This window comes from Bradyrhizobium paxllaeri (assembly GCF_001693515.2).
GTDB lineage: Bacteria > Pseudomonadota > Alphaproteobacteria > Rhizobiales > Xanthobacteraceae > Bradyrhizobium > Bradyrhizobium paxllaeri.
Map to the genome: position 1 here is coordinate 3,288,183 of NZ_CP042968.1, position 17,105 is coordinate 3,305,287.

General features: G+C 64.2%; 11 protein-coding genes. 1 reads left to right on the forward strand and 10 read right to left on the reverse strand.

Annotated features, from left to right (window positions below; all coding sequences use genetic code 11):
• Positions 1-45 precede the first annotated feature (45 nt).
• Entirely contained in the window at positions 46-444 is a 399-nt protein-coding gene (locus LMTR21_RS15515) for a response regulator (RefSeq protein WP_065750327.1), read from the forward strand.
• A gap of 47 nt (positions 445-491) precedes the next feature.
• On the opposite strand, the gene LMTR21_RS15520 is transcribed toward LMTR21_RS15515, so the two are convergent.
• The 10 genes from LMTR21_RS15520 to LMTR21_RS15570 all read right to left on the reverse strand — a co-directional run bounded on the left by LMTR21_RS15520 (position 492) and on the right by LMTR21_RS15570 (position 16,991).
• Entirely contained in the window at positions 492-1,973 is a 1,482-nt protein-coding gene (locus LMTR21_RS15520; RefSeq protein ID WP_065750408.1) for an HWE histidine kinase domain-containing protein, read from the reverse strand.
• A gap of 16 nt (positions 1,974-1,989) precedes the next feature.
• Complete coding sequence (locus LMTR21_RS15525; RefSeq protein WP_065750328.1) at positions 1,990-8,280, reverse strand: HAMP domain-containing protein; 6,291 nt, start codon at positions 8,278-8,280, stop codon at positions 1,990-1,992.
• A 248-nt stretch (positions 8,281-8,528) separates the two neighbouring features.
• Positions 8,529-9,647 (reverse strand): branched-chain amino acid ABC transporter substrate-binding protein, encoded by a 1,119-nt coding sequence (locus LMTR21_RS15530; protein WP_065750329.1) that lies wholly within the window; start codon positions 9,645-9,647, stop codon positions 8,529-8,531.
• A gap of 183 nt (positions 9,648-9,830) precedes the next feature.
• Positions 9,831-10,574, reverse strand: a complete 744-nt coding sequence (locus LMTR21_RS15535) for an ABC transporter ATP-binding protein (RefSeq protein ID WP_065750330.1) — start codon at positions 10,572-10,574, stop codon at positions 9,831-9,833.
• 160 nt (positions 10,575-10,734) lie between these two features.
• Entirely contained in the window at positions 10,735-11,568 is an 834-nt protein-coding gene (locus LMTR21_RS15540; RefSeq protein WP_065750331.1) for an ABC transporter ATP-binding protein, read from the reverse strand.
• The gene (gene livM, locus LMTR21_RS15545) at positions 11,565-12,884 is read right to left on the reverse strand and encodes a high-affinity branched-chain amino acid ABC transporter permease LivM (RefSeq protein ID WP_065750332.1); all 1,320 of its coding nucleotides are present in this window, start codon (positions 12,882-12,884) and stop codon (positions 11,565-11,567) included. The genes LMTR21_RS15540 and livM overlap by 4 nt, the downstream gene beginning before the upstream one ends.
• Before the next feature lie 11 nt (positions 12,885-12,895).
• Entirely contained in the window at positions 12,896-13,813 is a 918-nt protein-coding gene (locus tag LMTR21_RS15550) for an ABC transporter permease subunit (RefSeq protein ID WP_065750333.1), read from the reverse strand.
• 523 nt (positions 13,814-14,336) lie between these two features.
• Positions 14,337-14,729, reverse strand: a complete 393-nt coding sequence (locus tag LMTR21_RS15560; RefSeq protein ID WP_065750334.1) for a carboxymuconolactone decarboxylase family protein — start codon at positions 14,727-14,729, stop codon at positions 14,337-14,339.
• A gap of 106 nt (positions 14,730-14,835) precedes the next feature.
• Positions 14,836-15,618, reverse strand: a complete 783-nt coding sequence (gene pcaD / locus LMTR21_RS15565) for a 3-oxoadipate enol-lactonase (protein ID WP_065750335.1) — start codon at positions 15,616-15,618, stop codon at positions 14,836-14,838.
• 17 nt (positions 15,619-15,635) lie between these two features.
• Positions 15,636-16,991, reverse strand: coding sequence for a 3-carboxy-cis,cis-muconate cycloisomerase (locus tag LMTR21_RS15570; RefSeq protein ID WP_065750336.1), 1,356 nt, complete (start codon positions 16,989-16,991; stop codon positions 15,636-15,638).
• Between the last annotated feature and the right edge of the window lie 114 nt (positions 16,992-17,105).

The following is a 17,105-nucleotide window of genomic DNA, read 5'->3' on the forward strand; positions in this document are numbered from 1 at the left end:
GAATTTTCATCATAAGCTGCTCGCACGACCGACCGGGAGGCCTCGATGCCCCGCGTACTTGTTGTTGACGATCAGGCCGACGTTCGTGCGATGATTTGCATCGTGCTGCGCATCCATCGTTTCGAGATCGTCGAGGCAGACAGCGCCGCATCTGCGTTGAAGCTGTTCGCGCAATCGCACTTCGATCTTGCGATCGTCGATATCTTCCTGCAGGGCGTCAACGGCTCCGATCTGATCGTCGCGCTGCGCGCCCACGTGCCGGGCCAGCCCGTGATTGCGATTTCGGGAATGACCGCGCTGGATTTTCTGTCCGGAACGCCTGAACTCTCCGACGTCGTCTGTCTGCAGAAGCCGTTTCGTCAGCCGGATCTGATGCGCGCGATCGAAGCGTCGATGGGATTGGGGCGCCAACGGGGCGGTGCCGTTGCGGGGGCCGCGCACTAGCTGTCCGGCGTATGACGACAGCTTCTGCATGGCCGCTGGTCCGCCGCTTATCGCTCGGCGCGCCGCAGACCGTCGCCGTCGGCGGCAACCGGGCCGGTGGCAAACTGCCGGTGCGACAAGGGCACCGACAGGTGGCACAGCAGCCCTTCGGGGCGCCAATCGAATTCGGCCCGGCCGCCGAGCTGCGACTCGATGCTGGCGATCACGCTTCTGGTTCCGAACCCGCGTGACACCGGCTTTTCGACCGGCGGTCCACCGGTCTCGGACCATGTGATCCTGAGAACGCCTGCCTGGTCCTCCTCCCAGATTACCGACAGCCGGCCCGACAACGCGGACAGCGCGCCGTACTTGGCGGAATTGGTGACGAGTTCGTGCAGCGCCAGCGCGACGGTCTGCGCCGTCGCCGGCTCGAACTGGACCTCCGGACCGGACAATTCGATCTGCTCGCCGGTGGAATAGGGGGCCAGCTCCTCCACGATCAGTTTCCTTATTTCGGCGCCTTGCCAGCTCGACAACGAGAGCACGGTGTGCACCCGCGCCAGCGCATTGATCCGCCCCTCCACCGAACGGACGTAGGTCTTCACATTCTCGCCGCGCGTCAGCCGGACGATGGATTGCGCCAGCGCCAACGCGTTCTTGGCGCGGTGATCGACTTCCCGCGCCAGGAGGTTCTGCCGCTCTTCGGCCTGCTTGCGCTCGGTGATGTCGACGGTGACGCCAGAAACGCGGATGACGCGACCGCCCTTGTCGGTGCTTGCCGCCGCCGTTCCCGCGCACCAGCGCATCTCGCCATTCGGCCGGATGATGCGGAATTCCGCTTCATAGGATTTCGCGCCGCGGGCGAAACTCGCCCAGGCCTCGTGCAATTCACTGATGTCGTCGGGATGAAACAGCGCCTGGATATTGGCCGGCGTCAGTTCGAACGTGCCGGGATCGACGCCGAGGATCTGATACTGGCCTTCGTCCCACATGAAGTCGCCATTGACCCAGTCCCAATCCCACGAGCCCATCTTGCCGGCGGCGATCGCAAGGCTCCGGCGCTGCTCGCTTTCCAGCAACCTGGCGTGCGATTCCTCCAGTTCGGCGGTGCGGGCGCGAACGCGGTCTTCGAGCTCGACGTTGAGCCGCTCGAGCTGGCGCGTCTTGCGATAGAGCTCCGCGAATACCTTGATCTTGGCGCGCAACACCTCCGGCACGACCGGCACCGGAACATAATCGACCGCGCCCATCTCATAGCCGCGCAGCCGGTCGAAATCGCTGACCTGGATCGCGGAGATGAAGATCATCGCCGTCTTCTGGAAGCGCGGATGCTCGCGGATCATGGCGGCAAGCTCGAAGCCGTCGAGTTCCGGCATGCAGACGTCCACCAGGATGATGGCAACGTCATTCTTCAGCAGGAACTCGAGCGCTTCGCGACCGGACGACGCCTTGACCAGGTTCTCGCCCAGTTCCTTCAGGATGACTTCATAGGCGAGCAGCTTCGCCGGCTGATCGTCAACCAGAAGAATGTTTACCTTCTCTTGATCCATCATCTGCTTACGCCGGTCAACGGTGCAGCCACATTCGTATTGCGAGCAGCAACTGCTCGGTATTGACGGGTTTGGCGAGATAGTCCGAAGCACCGGCTTCGAGGCATTTCTCGCGGTCGCCTTTCATGGCCTTGGCGGTCAGTGCGATGATCGGCAGGCGTCCGAAGGACGGGTTTTGCCTGATGACGCCAATGGTCTGATATCCGTCCATTTGCGGCATCATGATATCCATCAACACGATCGCGATGTTGGGGTTCGATTCGGCCAGAGCAATCGCCTCATGGCCGGTGGTTGCGGTTAACACCTTCATACCGCGACGTTCCAGCACGCTGGAAAGGGCAAAGATGTTGCGGGCGTCGTCGTCGACCAGCAGCGCGGTCTTGCCAATCAGGTCCTCATCGGAACTGTTGAGCTTCTCCAGCATCCTCTGCTTTTCGACGGGCAATTCCGTGATCACACGGTGCAAAAACAGCGACGTTTCGTCGAGCAGGCGTTCCGGCGACTCGACGCCTTTCACCACGATGCTTCGCGCCATGGTGTGAAGTTCCGCATCTTCCTCGGCCGAAAGTTCCCGCCCCGTGAACACCACGACCGGCACGTTCGACAGCGTTTCGTCGTTGCGGAGACGGTCGAGCACCTCGAAGCCGCTCATGTCGGGCAATCGCAGATCCAGCACGACGCAGTCGCAGGGCTGGTTCCGCAACGTCGACAACGCATCGGCGCCCGTGTCGGCGGTGAGGATCTCGATGTCGTCGTGCCCGAGCAGTTCGGTGATGCTCATCTGCTCGGCGGCGTTATCCTCCACGATCAGAAGGCGTTTGCGGCGCGGCTTCGCATATTCCTTGATCTGCGACAGCGCCGCGCTGACGCCTTCCGTCGTCGTCGGCTTGTTGACGAAGGAAAACGCGCCGCGCGCCAGCGCATGCTGGCGGTCTTCGTCGAGCGTGATGATCTGCACCGGAATGTGCCGCGTCAGCGGATTGTGCTTGAGCTGGCTCAGCACGGTCCAGCCCAGCATGTCAGGCAGGAATACGTCGAGCGAGACCGCGGCCGGCTGGAACTGCTTGGCGAGTTCGAGCGCCTCGGCGCCGCGACTGGCGACCAGCACCTTGAAGTTCTTGTCGCGGGCGAGATCGATCAGCACCCGCGCATAATGCGGATCGTCCTCGACGATCAACAGTATGGTATCTCCCGGCTCGAGGTTGAGGCGGTCATCCGGCAATTGCTCGATGGCCCGCTCCTGCGTCGAAGCGACCTGCAGCGCCGGCGCGGGCGTGAATGACGAGGGGGCAGGGGTGCGCGGCGCGATCGTGGGGCCGGAATATTTCAGCGGCAGATACAGCACGAAGGTGCTGCCCTTGCCGGGCGCGCTGCGCAGGTGGATTTCGCCACCGAGCAGGCTAGCGAGCTCGCGGCTGATCGCAAGGCCGAGGCCGGTGCCGCCGTATTTGCGGCTGGTGCCGGCGTCCGCCTGCTGGAACGCCTCGAAGATCAGTTTCTGCTTCTCCAGGGGAATGCCGATGCCGGTGTCGGTCACCTCGAAGGCGACGACCGCGGGCGCGTGATTGAGGATCGGATGCTCGGCGCTCCAGCCGCCGACGGCGGCCGATACCTTCAGCTCCACGCCGCCCTCGGCGGTGAACTTGAACGCGTTCGACAGCAGATTTTTCAGAACCTGCTGCAGGCGCTTGGAGTCGGTCACCATGCTGCGGCTCAAATTCTCGTCGACCGAGATATTGAACGACAGGCGGCGATTTTCAGCCTCGTGCCTGAACGGCCGTCCGACGGTCTCGAGCAGATTGGAGGTCAGGATCTCCTCCGCATCGACCGTCACCGTGCCGGATTCGATCTTCGACAGGTCGAGGATATCGCTGATCAGGTTGAGCAGGTCGGTGCCGGCGCCGTGGATGGTGCGGGCGAACTCGACCTGCTTCGCCGACAGATTGCCATCGGGGTTTTCGGTGAGCTGCTGGCCGAGGATCAGGATGCTGTTGAGCGGCGTACGCAGCTCGTGCGACATGTTGGCGAGGAATTCGGACTTGTACTTCGACGTCAGCGCGAGTTCGGTCGCCTTTTCCTCGAGCGCGCGCCGCGCCTGTTCGATTTCCTGGTTCTTTCGTTCCACCTCGACGTTGCGTTCGGCGAGCTGCTGCGCCTTCTGCTCGAGCTGGTCGTTGGTCTGCTGCAATTCCTTCTGCTGCGTCTGCAATTCGCCGGCGAGCTGCTGGGATTGCTTCAACAGGCCCTCGGTCTGCATCGTGGCCTCGATGGAGTTGAGCACGATGCCGATGGAGTCGGTGAGCTGTTCGAGGAAGGTCATCTGCGACGTCGTGAACGAGGAAATCGAGGAAAGCTCGATCACGGCTTTCACCTGGTTCTCGAACAACACCGGAAGTACGACGATGTTGCGGGGGATCACGCGCAGTAGCGCCGAATTGACCGGCGCCGTATCGTGGGGGATGTCGGTGATCAGCCGCTGTCGCTTGTCCAGGGCGCACTGGCCGATCAGGCCTTCGCCGAACTGCACGACGATTGGATGGGGAATGGCGCTGTCGCCGGCGTAAGAGGAGAGCAGGTGCAATTGCGGATAGTCGGCGCTCTCGACCTGATAGATCACGCCCATATGCGCATTCACCAGCGGCGCCAGTTCGGTCAGCAGCAGCCGGCCGACGGTGGAGAGTTCGCGCTGCCCCTGCAGCATGTTGGTGAAGCGGGCGAGGTTGGTCTTCAGCCAGTCCTGCTCGGTGTTGACCTGCGTGGTGAGACGCAGGTTGCCGATCATGGTGTTGATGTTGTCCTTGAGTTCGGCGACTTCGCCGCGGGCATCGACCTGGATCGAGCGGGTGAGGTCGCCCTTGGTCACGGCGGTCGCCACTTCCGCGATCGAGCGCACCTGCGAGGTCAGGTTGGCGGCCAGCAGATTGACGTTGCCGGTGAGGTCCTTCCAGGTACCGGCAGCACCTGGCACGTTGGCCTGGCCGCCGAGGCGCCCCTCGACGCCGACTTCGCGCGCCACGCTGGTCACCTGATCGGCGAAGATCGCCAGCGTCTCGGTCATGTTGTTGATGGTGTCGGCAAGCGCTGCGACTTCACCCTTCGATTTCACCGTCAGGTTCTGCTTCAGATCGCCGTTGGCGACCGCGGTCACCACCTTGACGATGCCGCGGACCTGTTCGGTCAGGTTGGCCGCCATGAAATTGACGGTGTCGGTGAGGTCCTTCCAGGTGCCGGCGACGCCGGGGACCTGCGCCTGACCGCCGAGCTTGCCCTCGGTGCCGACCTCGCGCGCCACGCGCGTCACTTCGCCGGCGAAGGCGTTGAGCTGGTCGACCATCGTGTTGATGGTGTTCTTCAGCTCCAGAATTTCGCCCTTCACGTCCACCGTGATCTTGCGCGACAGGTCGCCGCGCGCCACGGCGGTCGTGACTTCGGCGATGTTGCGGACCTGCGTGGTCAGGTTGGCCGCCAAGAGGTTGACGTTATCGGTGAGGTCCTTCCAGGTGCCGCCGACGCCGGGGACTACGGCCTGGCCGCCGAGCCGTCCCTCGGTGCCGACCTCGCGCGCCACGCGCGTCACTTCGGCGGCAAAGGAGCGTAGCTGCTCGACCATCGTGTTGAGGGTATCTTTCAGCAGCAGGATCTCGCCGCGCACGTCGACCGTGATCTTCTTCGACAGGTCGCCGCCGGCGATTGCGGTTGCGACCTCGGCGATGTTGCGGACCTGCGCGGTCAGGTTCGAGGCCATGAAGTTGACGTTGTCGGTGAGGTCTTTCCAGGTGCCGGCGACTTCTGGCACCTGCGCCTGGCCGCCGAGCTTGCCTTCGGTGCCGACTTCGCGCGCCACGCGCGTGACTTCGGAGGCGAAGGCGTTGAGCTGGTCCACCATCGTGTTGACGGTGTTCTTCAGCTCGAGGATCTCGCCCTTGACGTCGACGGTGATCTTCTTCGACAGGTCGCCCTTCGCCACGGCCGTGGTCACTTCGGCGATGTTGCGGACCTGGCCGGTCAGGTTGCCGGCCATCGAGTTGACGTTGTCGGTGAGGTCTTTCCAGGTGCCGGCGACGCCGGGCACATTGGCCTGACCACCCAATCGCCCTTCGGTGCCGACCTCGCGCGCGACGCGCGTGACTTCGCCCGCGAAGCGGTTGAGCTGGTCGACCATCGTGTTCAGCGTTTCCTTGAGCTGCAGGATCTCGCCGCGCACGTCGACCGTGATTTTTCGGGAGAGGTCGCCGCCAGCAATCGCGGTCGCCACTTCCGCGATGTTACGGACCTGCGCCGTCAGATTGCCGGCCATCGAGTTCACGCTGTCGGTGAGATCCTTCCAGGTACCGGCAACGCCGGGCACTTCGGCCTGACCGCCGAGCTTGCCGTCGGTGCCGACCTCGCGCGCCACGCGCGTCACTTCGCCGGCAAAGGCGTTGAGCTGGTCGACCATCGTGTTCAGCGTTTCCTTCAGCTGAAGGATTTCGCCTGATACGTTCACCGTGATCTTCTTCGACAGGTCGCCCTTGGCCACCGCGGTTGCGACGTCGGCGATGTTGCGGACCTGGGCGGTGAGGTTGCCGGCCATCGAATTGACGTTGTCGGTGAGGTCCTTCCAGGTGCCGGCGACGCCGCGCACGTTGGCCTGGCCGCCGAGCTTGCCTTCGGTGCCGACTTCGCGCGCGACACGCGTCACTTCGCCGGCAAACGCGTTGAGCTGGTCCACCATCGTGTTGATGGTGTCCTTCAGCTCCAGAATTTCGCCGCGCACGTCCACGGTGATCTTCTTCGACAGGTCGCCGTTGGCGACCGCGGTCGTCACTTCGGCGATGTTGCGGACCTGCGCCGTCAAATTGCTCGCCATCGAGTTGACGCTTTCGGTGAGGTCCTTCCAAGTGCCGGCGACGCCGAGCACGTTGGCCTGGCCGCCGAGCCGTCCCTCGGTGCCGACTTCGCGCGCGACGCGCGTGACTTCGCCGGCAAAGGCGTTGAGCTGGTCGACCATCGTGTTCAGCGTTTCCTTCAACTGAAGGATCTCGCCCGAAACGTTCACTGTGATCTTCTTGGAGAGGTCGCCGCCGGCGATGGCGGTGGCGACGTCGGCGATGTTGCGGACCTGCGCCGTCAGGTTGGAGGCCATGAAGTTGACGTTGTCGGTGAGGTCCTTCCAGGTGCCGGCAACGCCCGGCACCTGCGCCTGGCCGCCGAGCTTGCCTTCGGTGCCGACCTCGCGGGCGACGCGCGTCACTTCCGAGGCGAACGAGTTGAGCTGGTCGACCATCGTGTTGATGGTATCCTTCAGCTCCAGGATTTCGCCGCGGACGTCGACCGTGATCTTGCGCGAAAGGTCGCCGCGGGCGACCGCGGTGGTGACGTTGGCGATATTGCGGACCTGGGCGGTGAGGTTGCCGCACATCGCGTTGACGGAGTCGGTCAGGTCCTTCCAGGTGCCGGCGACGCCGGGCACGATGGCCTGGCCGCCGAGCTTGCCGTCGGTGCCGACCTCGCGCGCCACGCGCGTCACTTCGGAGGCAAAGGAGCGAAGCTGGTCCACCATCGTGTTGATGGCTTCCTTGAGCTGCAGGATCTCGCCGCGCACGTCGACCGTGATCTTCTTCGACAGGTCGCCATTGGCCACCGCGATAGTGACCTCGGCGATGTTGCGGACCTGGCCGGTCAAGTTGTTGGCCATCGAGTTGACGCTCTCGGTCAGGTCCTTCCAGACGCCGGTCACTTCCGGCACCTGGGCCTGGCCGCCGAGCTTGCCCTCGGTGCCGACCTCGCGCGCCACGCGCGTCACTTCCGAGGTGAACACGCCGAGCTGCTTGATCATCGTGTTGACGATGGTGGCCGACTGCAGGAATTCGCCGCCAAGTGGGCGGCCCTCGACATCGAGTTGCACGGTCTGCAATAGGTCGCCTTGAGCCACGGCCGCCACCGCGCGCGTCACTTCGCGGGTCGGCCACAGCAGGTCGTCGATCAGGGTGTTGACGGAGCCTTCCATGTCCGCCCACGAACCGCTCGCGAGGTCGAACTTGACGCGCTGGCGCGTCTTGCCTTCGCGGCCCACCACCTGGCCGACGCGCTCCAGCTGCTGCGCCATCCGCTGGTTGGCGGCGACGATCTCGTTGAAGGTGTCGGCGATCTTGCCCTCGATGCCGATGTGGTCGCCGGTCATCCGCACCGAGAAATCGCCGGCGCGCATCGCCTGCAAAGCGTGCAGCAGATCCTGAAGCGGATCGGATGCGCCGTTGGCGGCAGGTGGTTTGGATTTGGCGACCTGGCGAGCCGAGGGTGATGCTCCAGGGGAAAGGTCACTCATAGTGTTTCCTCGGCAGTTCGCGCGACTCTCATTGGCTGAGACGCAACTTCACAAATAGAACCGCTGCCCCGGCGGCAGATCAAGTTGGAACAAGGGTTAAGGTCGTGAAATCAATGACATGGAACTCCGCCCAACGCGGCTCAATGCGGCGGGAACCCAATAGTTCCCACGATCGGAAAATTATCTGGAACCCGAAATAAAAACGCCCCGGCAAGCCGGGGCGTTTGAACTCAAATCGGAGAAGGGGATCAGGAGCCCTTCGGATTGATCTCGGTGTAGTTGCCCTTGGCGTCCCACTTGTAGACGACGTAGTCGATCACCTTGATGTCGCCCTTGGCATCGAAGCCGAGCTTGCCGAGCACGGTATCCCATTCACCGGCCTTGATGGTCTCCATGACCTTCTTCGGATCGGTGGTCTTCGCCTTCGCCGCCGCCTGCGACCAGACCTGCATCGTGGCGTAGGTGTAGAGGGTGTAGCCTTCGGGATCGATGTTCTTGGCCTTGAACTTCTCGACGATCGCCTTCGCGGTCGCCTTGTTGCGCGGATCGGGACCGAAGGTGAACAGCGTGCCTTCGGCGGCCGGACCCGTGATCGAGGCGAATTCCTTGTCGTTCAGGGCGTCGCCGGCCATCAACACCGTCTTCAGCCCCTGGTCGCGCATCTGGCGCAGGATCAAGCCTGCCTCCTGATGATAGCCGCCGACGAAGACCAGATCGACGTTGTCGCGCTTCAGGCGCGACACGATCGAGTTAAAATCCTTGTCGCCCTTGTTGTAGGACTCGAACATCTTCTCGGTGACGCCGGCCTTGTTGAGCGCCTTCTTGGTTTCGTCGGCGAGGCCTTTGCCGTAAGTGGTCTTGTCGTTGAGGATGGCGACGTTCTTGCCCTTGTAGTTCTTGACGATGTAGTCGGCGGCAACCAGGCCCTGCTGGTCGTCGCGGCCGCAGACGCGCGCCACGTTCCAGAGCTTGCGCTCGGTGAACAGCGGGTTGGTCGAGGCCGGCGTAATCTGCAGCACGTTGCCGTCGGCATAGGCTTCCGACGCCGGGATCGACGACGACGAGCAGAAGTGTCCGGCGACGAACGGGATCTTGGCGCTGGCAAACTTTTCCGCCACCGAACGCGCTTGCTTGGGATCGCAGGCATCGTCGCCGACTTGCAGCGCCAGCTTCTTGCCGAGCACGCCGCCGGCGGCGTTGATGTCGGCCACCGCCTGTTCGGCGCCGTTCTTCATCTGCCGGCCGAACGCCGATTCGCCGCCCGTCATCGGGCCCGCCACTGCGATGGAGATGTCCTGCGCCAGCGCCGTTGTCGATAGCGCCAACGACGCGCCCAATGCCAGGCCGATGAGTTTCAGTGATTTCATGAGATATCCTCGCAGATCAGTCGATTTCGGGAAATGCCCGGCAGGCCGGGTACGAAAATCGTCCCCATTGTCGGCTGATTTTACCGCGAAGTCATCGGCAATTTTCGGGCAAATCCACGGTCCGCTCGCAACATCTTGCCGCAGCGCGCGCCACGAGTGGTGGCGCAGGGGGCGGCGGTAGCGCTACTCCCGCCGGCCGCCTTCCAGGTAGGCGGCGCGGATTTCCGGGCGCTGCAGCAATTCGCTGCCGGTTCCTGACAGCGTAATCAGGCCGTTGACCATGACATAGCCGCGATGGGCCAGTTTCAGCGCGTGGTTGGCGTTCTGTTCGACGATCAGGACGGTGAGGCCGTCCTGTCGGTTCAGGGTCCTGATCGCATCGAAAATCTGCCGCGCGATCAGGGGGGCGAGCCCCAGCGACGGCTCGTCCAGCATCAGCAGGCGCGGCCGGCTCATCAGGGCCCGGCCGATCGCCAGCATCTGCTGCTCGCCGCCGGACAGCGTGCCGCCGCGCTGGGTCATGCGTTCCTTCAGCCGCGGGAACAGCGCGAACACGCGCTCCAGGCTGTTCGCGCGGTCGGACTCGCTCGAGTCGGTCGCATCCGCCCCCATCTGGAGGTTTTCCGCCACGCTCATGCGCGGGAAGATGCGCCGGCCCTCAGGCGATTGCGCGATGCGCAGCCGCGCAATGTCATGCGTCGGGACGCCGGTGATGTCCTGACCGTCGAACTCGATGTGGCCGGAGCGGGCGCGGGGCCGGCCGAAGATCGTCATCATCAGCGTCGACTTGCCGGCGCCATTGGCGCCGATCAGGGCGACGATCTCGCCGGCATTGATGTCGATGTCGACACCCTTCAGCGCCTCGATCTTGCCATAGGCCGCACGCAGCGAGCGGATCGCGAGCAGGGGAGTTGCGGGTGAGATCATCGCACAACCTCACAGCCGTCATGGCCGGGCTTGTCCCGGCCATCCACGTCTTTGCGGTCGTCAAAGAAGAAAGACGTGGATGCCCGGGCATAGGCGAGCGGAAGCGACGCCGTCCTTCGGACGGCTAAGCCCGGGCATGACGAAGATATGTGGACAGCGCTCACGTGCCGCTCTCCATCACCGCGATCGCTTCCTCCTCGTCGGTGCCGAGATAGGCGGCGATCACCTTGGGATCGTCGCGGATGTGTTTTGGCGTGCCTTCGGCAATCTTCACGCCGTGATCCATCACCACGACATGGTCGGAGATTTCCATCACCACGCTCATGTCGTGCTCGATCAGCAGGATCGAGGTGCCCTGGTCGGCGCGGATCGCGAGCAGCAATTCGCTCAAGGCGGCGCTCTCCCGCGCATTCAATCCGGCGGCTGGTTCGTCGAGGCAGAGCAGCGCGGGCTCGGTGCACATGGCGCGCGCGATTTCCAGGCGTCGCTGGTCGCCATAGGGCAGGTTGCCGGCGGCATCGTCAGCGCGATCCAAAAGCCCGATGCGATCGAGCCACGTCGTCGCCAGATCGATCGCGGCTTGTTCCGCCGTGCGCCACGACGGCGCGCCGATCAGGCCGAGGAACGTCAATCCGGAGGCGCGCATCAGCGCGTTGTGCTGCGCCACCATCAGGTTTTCCAGCGCCGTCATGCCGGGAAACAGGCGGATGTTCTGGAAGGTGCGCGCGACCTTCGCCAGCTTGGCAATCCGGAAATCGTTCAGCCGCTCGAGCCGGATGGCGTGGCCGTCATCATGGGTGAGGCCGATGGCGCCCGAGGTCGGCTTGTAGAAGCCGGTGATGCAGTTGAACACCGTGGTCTTGCCGGCGCCGTTCGGCCCGATCAGCGCGGTGATCTTGCGCCGCTCGGCGTTGAAGGAGAGGTCGTTGACGGCGACGATGCCGCCGAAGCGCATCGACAGCCGGTCGACGGAGAGGATGTGATCGCCGCTCATCCGTGGCCCTCCTTGACGAGGTCGGATGAGATCGCCTCCTTGCGCTGGAGAAATACGGTCGGCGCGCGGTGGCCGATCAGGCCGCGCGGCCGCCAGATCATCAACAGCACCATCGCCATGCCGAACACCAGCATGCGGTACTGGTCGAGCCCGCGAAACAGCTCGAAACCGCCGATCATGGCGAGTGCGGCGAGCGCCACGCCGAGTTGCGAGCCCATGCCGCCAAGCACGACGATCGCCAGCACCAGCGCTGATTCATGGAAGGTGAAGGATTCCGGGCTGATGAAGCCTTGTCTTGTGGCGAAGAACGCGCCGGCAAAGCCGCCGAACATCGCACCGGTCGCAAACGCCGTCAGTTTGGTCGTGGTGGTGTTGATGCCGAGCGCGCGGCAGGCGACTTCATCCTCGCGCAGCGCTTCCCAGGCGCGGCCGATCGGCAACCGCCGCAGCCGGATGGTGACCCAGTTGGTGAGCAGCGCCAGCGCCAGGATCAGATAGAACAGGAACACGATGCGGTGGGTCGGCGAGAATTCGATGCCGAGCATGGCTGCCAGCCCGTCGTCGCCGGGCGTCAGCGGAATGCCGAACAGCGTCGGCCGGGGGATACCGGTGATGCCGTTCGGGCCCCCGGTGAGGCTCTGCCAGTTGATCAGGACGAGGCGGATGATCTCGCCGAAGGCGAGCGTTACGATGGCGAGATAATCGCCGCGCAGCCGCAGCACGGGAAAACCGAGCAGCACGCCCCAGAACGCCGCGAGAATGCCGGCGAGCGGCAGGCAGATCCAGAACGACAGCCCGAAATTGGTGGCGAGCAGCGCATAGGAATAGGCGCCGACGGCGTAGAAGGCGACATAGCCGAGGTCGAGCAGCCCGGCGAGGCCGACCACCACGTTCAGTCCCCATCCGAGCATCACGTAAGTCAGCACGAGGATGCCGAGGTCGAGAATGTAGCGCTCGTTGTAGAACAGCACCGGCACCAGGAAGGTGAACACCAGCAGCACCGGAGCGACCAGCCGTCCGCCGAACGCGAGCACATTTTGCACCGGAGCGGGGACCACCCTGGCGGTGTCGACCGGGCCCCACCATTGCCGGAACAACTCGATGAGGATGCTGCCGCCGAACACGGCCGCCACCATGGCGGCGAGGTCGCCGAAACGCGTCCAGTAGGTCAGTTGTCCGTCAGGTCCGGCTTCGGTGCGGACGCCGATCATCAGCGAAAACAGCACCAGCGCGACCAGCGCGCTGATCAGTGACTTCTTGAGGATGAAGGCAGCGCTCGGTGCGCGCGAGGTTTGGGCGGCGGGGTTTGCGCTCACGCGGCAGCCCGTCAGACTTTTTCGACTTCGGGCCGGCCGAGCAGGCCGGTCGGAAGGAAGATCAGGACCACGATCAGGATCGAGAACGCCGCGACGTCCTTGTACTCCACCGAGAAATACGCCGACCACAGCGTCTCGATCAGGCCGATCAGAAGCCCGCCCAGCATCGCGCCGGGCAGCGAGCCGATGCCCCCGAGCACGGCCGCGGTAAACGCCTTGATGCCGGCGACGAAGCCCATGAAGAAATCGACCAGGCCGTAATAGAGCAGGTACATCATGCCGGCTACCGCAGCGAGCGCGGCGCCGATCACGAAGGTCATGGAGATGGTGCGGTCGACGTCGACGCCGAGCAGCGAGGCCATGGTCTGGTCCTGTTCGCAGGCGCGCATATCGCGGCCAAGACGCGTGCTGGATACCAGCCAGGTGAACAGCGCCAGCAGCACCACGGTGGTGAGGACGACGATGATCTGGATGTTGGAAAGCTGCACGTTGAAGCCTTCCGCGCCCTCATGCAGGGTGTAGCCGCCGGTGATGATCGGCGGCACAGGCTTGACGCGGGCGCCCTGTGCGACCTGCGAATAATTGGTCAGCACGAATGACATACCGATGGCGGAAAGCATCGGCGCCAGGCGGAACGAGTGCCGCAGCGGCCGGTAGGCGATGCGCTCGACCGTCCAGCCATAGAGCGCCGTGATCGCCATCGATACCAGCAATACGACCAGCAGGATCAGCGGGATGGCGGTCAGGCCGAACGAGACCAGGATCAGGAAGGTGATCAGGGCGATGAAGCCGCCGATCATGAAAATATCGCCATGGGCGAAATTGATCATGCCGACGATGCCGTAGACCATGGTGTAGCCGATGGCGATCAGGCCGTAGATCGAGCCGAGCACGAGGCCGTTGATGAGTTGCTGGGCGAAGTAATCCATGCGCTGCCGTTTTTTGTATGAGGACGCGGCGAGAGCTCCGGCAGCCCATGACGACGCGTCGTGTCGTTTTCTAACAGGTGGGAACCGGCGGCGGCAACAGCGCCGGGTGCGGCTTAATTGGCTTGTACAGAACTAGTTTTGCGAGCGCGGTTCCCCCGTCACAGTCCGGACACGGCTTTGCCTTGCGGTGATCGCAACCGGAACCGCTGTTCCGCAGCAACCAATGCCGCAGCCCTTCGTTGGTTCGGGCTACGTCTAAACGACGGCCTCAATGAACAAGATGAACCAGAATCCGGGTCAGCAGAACCAGAAGCCGGGTCAGAAGCCCGGACAGCAGCAGCAAGGCGGCGGACAGAAGCCGGGCCAGCAGCAGCAGGATCCGGGACGTCAGGGACAAAACCCTGGTCAGGGAAACCCCCAGCCAGGACCGCTAGCCGGACTGGTTGGTTAGAGACTTGAAGAAGGCCCCGCCGAAAGACGGGGCTCTTCTTTTTGTGCTCCCGACTTCGTGTCCCGGACGCGGCTAGGTCTTCAGCAATCCTAGTTCCGCAATGATCGCGCCCGCTTCCTTCACCGCGTGGTTGGCCGCCGGCACGCCGCAATAGATCGCCTGCTGCAGCAGGATTTCCTTGATGTCGTCGGGCGTGAAGCCGCCTTCGCTAAGTGCCGCGCGCACATGCAGGCGGAATTCGTCCCACTGTCCCAGCGCCACCATGGTGCCGACCACGAGCACGCGGCGGGTGCGGTGGTCGAAATGCGGCCGGGTCCAGATATCACCCCAGGCATAGCGGGTGATCAGGTCCTGGAAGTCGGTATTGAACGCATTGCGGTTCTTGATCGACTTGTCGACCCATTCATTGCCGAGCACCTTGCGGCGCTGGGCCATGCCGTCATCGCGGCGTTGGTTGTCGTCCATTGTACCCTCTCTCCGTCATTGCGAGGAGCGAAGCGACGAAGCAATCCATGTCTCGGCCTGCGGTGAGATGGATTGCTTCGCTTCGCTCGCAATGACGCGGTTGGTGTTACCGTTGCGTCAAAAACCCGATCACCGCATCGGTGAAGGCGTGCGGCTGCTCGACGTTGGAAATATGCGTGGCATCAAGCAGCGTCATGCTCGCGTTGGGAATCCGGCTGCGCATGAACTCGCCGTCCGCGACCGTCGTCGACATGTCGTGGCGGCCGGCGATGATCAGCGTCGGGCTCTTGATCTTCGGCAGCAGTTCGCGCTGGTCGAGCGTCGACAGCGCCTCGCAGCAGGCGATGTAGCCCTCGACCGGCGTGGTCAGCATCATCGCCTTCATGTTGGCCGCGATCTGCGGCTCGCGCTCGCGAAAATCCGCGGTCAGCCAGCCGGCCAGCACCGCGTCGGCGACCGCGGCGATGCCGCCTTGCTTCACCGCCTTGATGCGGTCGTGCCAGCGCGTCGGGTCGGGGTAATAGCAGGAGGTGTTGGCCAGGATGATCTTGTCGAACCTGTCGGGCGCATTCGCCCCCAGCCATTGCCCGACCATGCCGCCCATCGACAACCCGCACCAATGGGCCTTGGCGATATTGAGGTCGTCGAGGATCGCCAGCACGTCGCGGCCGAAGCGCTCCAGCGAGTAGGGGCCGGGCGGCACGCTCGACTTGCCATGGCCGCGACGGTCGTAGCGGATGACGCGGAACACCTGCGTCAGCGCCTTCATCTGCGGCTCCCACATCTGCATGGTCGAGCCCAGCGAGTTCGATAGCATCAGCGTCGGTCCGCCGTCGCGGCCTTCGACGGATACGTTGAGCAGGCACCCGTCGGCGTCGATCATCGGCATGGGAAGTCTCCGGTCTCTTACTTGTTGTCCAGCGAAGCGAGCAGGCGGTCGATCAGCGCCTGCGAGGCGCCCTGATAGGCCATCGGCTCGAACAGTTTTGCAATCTCATCGGCGCCGAGTTGTGCGGTGACTTTCGAGTCGTTCGTCAGCACGTCGCGCAGATGCTTCTTGTCCTTGACCGCCTTCTTGCTGGCGGCCTCGACCAGATGATGCGCGTCGCTCTTGCCGATCTTTTCAGCGAGCGCCATCGCCACCGCCTCGGCCATGATCAGCCCATCGGTCGCGTCGAGATTTTTGCGCATGCGCGCGGCGTCGACTTCCAGCCCTTCGGCGATATCGACGATCGCCGCAAGCGCACCCGAGGTAACCAGCAGCAGCGTCGGCAACGTCGGCCATTCCGCATGCCAGGGGCCGGCGCTGCGCTCGTGGTCCTGTACCTGCGCCGCAAAAATCGTCGCCGCCAGATTGGGCGTCATGGTCGCCGCGGCTAGCGCGCTTGCGGCCGCCACCGGATTGCGCTTGTGCGGCATGGTGGAGGAGCCGCCGCGGCCTTCGCCCGAGGGCTCGAACGCTTCGCCGACATCGGTCTGCATCATCAGCGACACGTCGCGCGCGATCTTGCCGCAGGTGCCGGCAAGAATCGCAAAGACGCCGGCCGCTTCCGCCATACGGTCGCGGTGGGTGTGCCAGGGCGCGTCGGGCAAGGGCAGGTTCAGCTCCTGCGCCAGCCTTTCCGCGACCGCCAATCCCTTGTCGCCCAGCGCCGCCAGCGTGCCGGCGGCGCCGCCGAATTGCAGCGCCAGCGTTTCGCTGCGCAGGCGCTGCAGCCGCCCCTTCGAGCGGTGCAATGCAGCGGCATATTCGGCGAGCTTCAGCCCGAACGGCATCGGCAGCGCGTGCTGCAGCCAGGTGCGCGCGCCCACGGGCGTGTTGCGGTGCTGACGCGCCAGCTTGGCAAAGCCTTTGATCGCGCGATCGATGTCGGCAAGCAGCGCGTCGATGCCGGCGCGAAGGCCGAGCATGGCGCCGGTATCGATGACGTCCTGGCTGGTCGCGCCCCAATGCACATAGCGCGCCGCCGCGGCGTCCGCCCTGGTGACATTGGCGGTCAGCGCCTTGACGAGGGGGATGGCGAGGTTGCCGGCCCTGGTTGCGGCATCCGCCAGTGCGGCGATGTCGAATGATTCGGCCCGGCACGCATTCGTGATCGGCCCGGCCGCATCGGTCGGGATCACCCCGGCCGCGGCCTCGGCACGCGCCAGCGCCGCCTCGAAATCCAGCATGTTCTGCAGGCTTGCCACATCGTCGCATACCGCGCGCATCGCGGCGCTCGACAGCATCGGGGCAAGCAGGGGGGAGAGGGACGTGCTCATCGGCGCGACCTAACCATTCCGTCCCGTCAATGCCAATGCCCCTTGTCGGGTTGGCGTCTGTTGCGGTTGCGAAGATGCATCGCTTATCGCCCTTCCTTTTGGCCCGGGCGTGCT

Excerpts from the sequence above, each read along its gene's own strand:
- LMTR21_RS15515 (WP_065750327.1), top strand. The coding sequence starts at position 46 with ATGCCCCGCGTACTTGTTGTTGACGATCAGGCCGACGTTCGTGCGATG.
- LMTR21_RS15520 (WP_065750408.1), bottom strand. The coding sequence starts at position 1,973 with ATGGATCAAGAGAAGGTAAACATTCTTCTGGTTGACGATCAGCCGGCG.
- LMTR21_RS15525 (WP_065750328.1), bottom strand. The coding sequence starts at position 8,280 with ATGAGTGACCTTTCCCCTGGAGCATCACCCTCGGCTCGCCAGGTCGCC.
- LMTR21_RS15530 (WP_065750329.1), bottom strand. The coding sequence starts at position 9,647 with ATGAAATCACTGAAACTCATCGGCCTGGCATTGGGCGCGTCGTTGGCG.
- LMTR21_RS15535 (WP_065750330.1), bottom strand. The coding sequence starts at position 10,574 with ATGATCTCACCCGCAACTCCCCTGCTCGCGATCCGCTCGCTGCGTGCG.
- LMTR21_RS15540 (WP_065750331.1), bottom strand. The coding sequence starts at position 11,568 with ATGAGCGGCGATCACATCCTCTCCGTCGACCGGCTGTCGATGCGCTTC.
- LMTR21_RS15550 (WP_065750333.1), bottom strand. The coding sequence starts at position 13,813 with ATGGATTACTTCGCCCAGCAACTCATCAACGGCCTCGTGCTCGGCTCG.
- LMTR21_RS15560 (WP_065750334.1), bottom strand. The coding sequence starts at position 14,729 with ATGGACGACAACCAACGCCGCGATGACGGCATGGCCCAGCGCCGCAAG.
- pcaD (WP_065750335.1), bottom strand. The coding sequence starts at position 15,618 with ATGCCGATGATCGACGCCGACGGGTGCCTGCTCAACGTATCCGTCGAA.
- LMTR21_RS15570 (WP_065750336.1), bottom strand. The coding sequence starts at position 16,991 with ATGAGCACGTCCCTCTCCCCCCTGCTTGCCCCGATGCTGTCGAGCGCC.